Genomic DNA, 3,389 nt, shown 5'->3' on the forward strand with positions numbered 1-3,389 from the left:
AACGGTTAAAGTAAAAGGATATATTATATTTATTTTTCTATTTTCGCCTTTAAAAATATCTATTTGAGAGGGAAAATGGAATATTTCATAAATTTGAACTGAATATAATATTGCAACTAGTAACATTAATACTAAAAAAAACTTCTTATTAGATTTTGAATAGATATTCAAAAAAAATCACACTCCTATTTTCCCTTTTCCTTTCTTTTACACCTCCTAAAAATAAAAAACTAATCTGTATACTTAATTTAGCCGTTTTATTAATCTTTTATTCTATATAAAATTTTATTAAAATGTAAACTGAAATCTCAATTTCCGTAATATAGTTCTTTAAATATTTAAAATAAAAAACAGCTACCTCTGCAGCTGTTTTTATAAGCTATTTTTGCACACTTTCGTCAGTTTCAGCATCTCTTCAGCATGTTTTCTAGTAGTATCTGTTAAATTTACTCCTCCTAATAATCTAGACATTTCATCTATTCTTTCTTCATAATCTAATTTATGTACACTAGTAACAGTCTTACTTTCTTTAACATTTTTTTCAATTAAGAAATGGCTATCTGCCATAGATGCGATTTGTGGTAAATGAGTAACACATAAAATTTGATGAGTTTTTGCGATTTTAGAAATCTTTTCTGCTACTATTTGAGCTGTCCTACCACTTATTCCAGTATCTATTTCATCAAACACCAAACAGTGTATATTATCTACTTCAGCTAAAATATTCTTAAATGATAACATAATTCTTGACATTTCTCCACCAGAAACAATTTTTGAAAGTGGTCTTAAAGGTTCTCCAGGATTTGTAGAAATTAAAAATTCTATTTTATCTATACCATTTCTTGTGAAATAGTTAAATTTATCATATTTGATTTTAAAAATTACATTTTTAAGGTTCATTTCTTTAAGTTCGTTAATAATATTTATCTCTAATTGCTTTCCAACTTTTTTCCTTTCAATAGTTAGTTTTTTACATAAATCGTCTAATATATTCTCAATCTCTTTTATTTCATCTTTTAAATTTTTTATTTCTTTTTCGCTATTAATTATAAAATCTAGTTCTTTTTCAATATTTTCTTTATATTTTATTATTTCTTTGATATCTTGTCCATATTTTCTTTTTAAGTTATTTATTAACTCTATCCTGTTTTCTAAAAATTTTAATCTTTCTTCATCATAATTAATATTATCTTGATAATTTCTAAATTCTATAGAAATATCTTGTAATTGATACAAAATATCATTTATCAATTCCAAATATTTATCTAATTTATTATCATATTTAGCAATATTAGTCAACAAGCTTGATATTTTACTTAATCTATCTATTACTGAGTCATTTCTATAATTATCTGAACATAACATCTCATTTATTAATCCTACAGTCTTTATTATATCTTCTGTATTAGAGAGAGCTTTATACTCGCCTATTAATTCTTCTTCTTCATTGGTTTTAAGATTAGCATTATCTATCTCTTCAATCTGAAATTTTAATAAATCAATCTTCCGTTCTCTCTCCATATCGTCTGATGATAATGATTCTAAACTTTTCTTTTTATCTTTTAACTTATCATACCAATAAACAATTTCATTTTTTATTTTACGTATATTATTTGAACCTAATGAATCTATAAACTCTACATGCTTTTCAGGTGACAGTAAAGATTGATGCTCATGTTGCCCATGTATGTCAACTAATTTACTTGTTAACTTTTTCAGCATAGATAACGTTACTGTTCTACCGTTAATTCTTGCTATACTTCTACCAGTATTATAAATTTGTCTAGATATTAATAAAGTATTATCTTGTTCTTTGTCTATACCTAGTTCTTCTAATATTTCTTCGATACCATTTATTTTACTTATATTAAACAATGCATCTATAGCTGCTTTTTCTTCACCTGTTCTAACAAATTCCTTAGTAGCTCTACCTCCTAAAACTATATTCATGGCATCAATTATAATAGATTTACCAGCACCAGTTTCACCTGTAAAAACATTAAAACCTTTATCAAAAGAAATATTTAGTTCATCTATTATAACAAAATTTTTTATATTTAGTTCTAGGAGCATTTTAGATACCTCCATTATCTAAAATATTATTAAATAAATCTAAAATATTATCTACCTTATCAATATTACTGATTGCAACAAATATAGTATCATCACCAGCAATTGTACCTACAATTTCTTCAACACTTAATGAATCAATCGCTGATCCACAAATCTGTGCAGCACCAGGCAGTGTTTTTATTACTAGTAAGTTTCCTGCTTTTTCTATCGATAATACTGAATTTTCAAATATTTTAATAAGTCTTTCACTTATTCCCTCAGTTTTATGACCCATAGGTGCATATTTATATTTTCCACTCTTAGATAGTACTTTAACTAATCTAAGTTCTTTAATGTCTCTAGATATAGTAGCTTGTGTTACATCTATTCCTAAATCTTTCAAATTATCTGCTAATTCCTCTTGTGTTTCTATTTCTTTATCATCTATCAACTCCAATATTTTTGATTGTCTAGCGTACTTTTTCATTTTAATCCTCCTCTTGCACTAAACATTTTGAAATTTCATTTATTATGAACCTTTTAGCTTATAATCATTATAACAAATGTATAATTATAAAAAAACTATTTCTTTAAAAAATATAAAAATGGCATATATATGCCATTTAAAGTTCTTTGTGAGATTGAGCTACTACTTTTTCAATTAGATTTTCAATATCATTATTTTTAACGTCATTTTTTACTATATGTGTTAGATACTCTATATTACCTCCAGTACCTCTTATTGGTGAATAAGTCAAATCCTTGATTGATAAATCTATTGAACTACAAAATTCATTAATGCTATAAATTACTTCTCTATGTACATTTATATCTCTCACTATTCCTTTTTTTCCAACTTTTTCTCTCCCTGCTTCGAACTGTGGCTTTATAAGTGCTATAATATCTGCATTTTCATTAGATAATTCTTTAGCCACAGGTAAAACAAGCCTTAAAGATATAAAAGATACATCTATGCTAATAAAATCTGCTAACTCACCTGTTGTATCTTTTGTAGCATATCTAATATTTGTTCTTTCAATCGGAATAACTCTTTCATCTTTTCTTAGCTTCCACGCTAACTGCCCATATCCTACGTCTATTGCATATACCTTTTTTGCTCCATTCTGCAGCATACAATCTGTAAATCCACCTGTAGATGCCCCAATATCAATTGCAACTTTATTTTCTACAGTTAAAGAAAACTCGTTAATTGCTTTTTCTAATTTTAAACCACCTCGACCAACATAAGGTATCGAATTACCTTTAAGCTTTATATCCTTCATTACATCAACTTTAGTTCCAGGTTTTTCTACTCTTCTGTTATCTATATAGACCAT

3 protein-coding genes are annotated in these 3,389 nt (G+C 26.3%); all 3 read right to left on the reverse strand.

Annotated elements, in window-relative coordinates:
- Positions 1-372 precede the first annotated feature (372 nt).
- Positions 373-2,073 carry a DNA repair protein RecN gene (gene recN, locus L21TH_RS11760; protein ID WP_006316682.1) on the reverse strand — a complete coding sequence of 567 codons (1,701 nt, stop codon included), beginning with the start codon at positions 2,071-2,073 and terminating at the stop codon, positions 373-375.
- Position 2,074: 1 nt separating this feature from the next.
- Positions 2,075-2,539, reverse strand: a complete 465-nt coding sequence (locus tag L21TH_RS11765) for an arginine repressor (RefSeq protein WP_006316686.1) — start codon at positions 2,537-2,539, stop codon at positions 2,075-2,077.
- 136 nt (positions 2,540-2,675) lie between these two features.
- Positions 2,676-3,389, reverse strand: a 714-nt coding sequence (locus tag L21TH_RS11770) for a TlyA family RNA methyltransferase (protein ID WP_006316687.1), incomplete at its 5' end; no start/stop codon positions are given.

It is taken from the genome of Caldisalinibacter kiritimatiensis, from assembly GCF_000387765.1.
Classification (GTDB): domain Bacteria; phylum Bacillota; class Clostridia; order Tissierellales; family Caldisalinibacteraceae; genus Caldisalinibacter; species Caldisalinibacter kiritimatiensis.

Excerpts from the sequence above, each read along its gene's own strand:
- recN (WP_006316682.1), bottom strand. The coding sequence starts at position 2,073 with ATGCTCCTAGAACTAAATATAAAAAATTTTGTTATAATAGATGAACTA.
- L21TH_RS11765 (WP_006316686.1), bottom strand. The coding sequence starts at position 2,539 with ATGAAAAAGTACGCTAGACAATCAAAAATATTGGAGTTGATAGATGAT.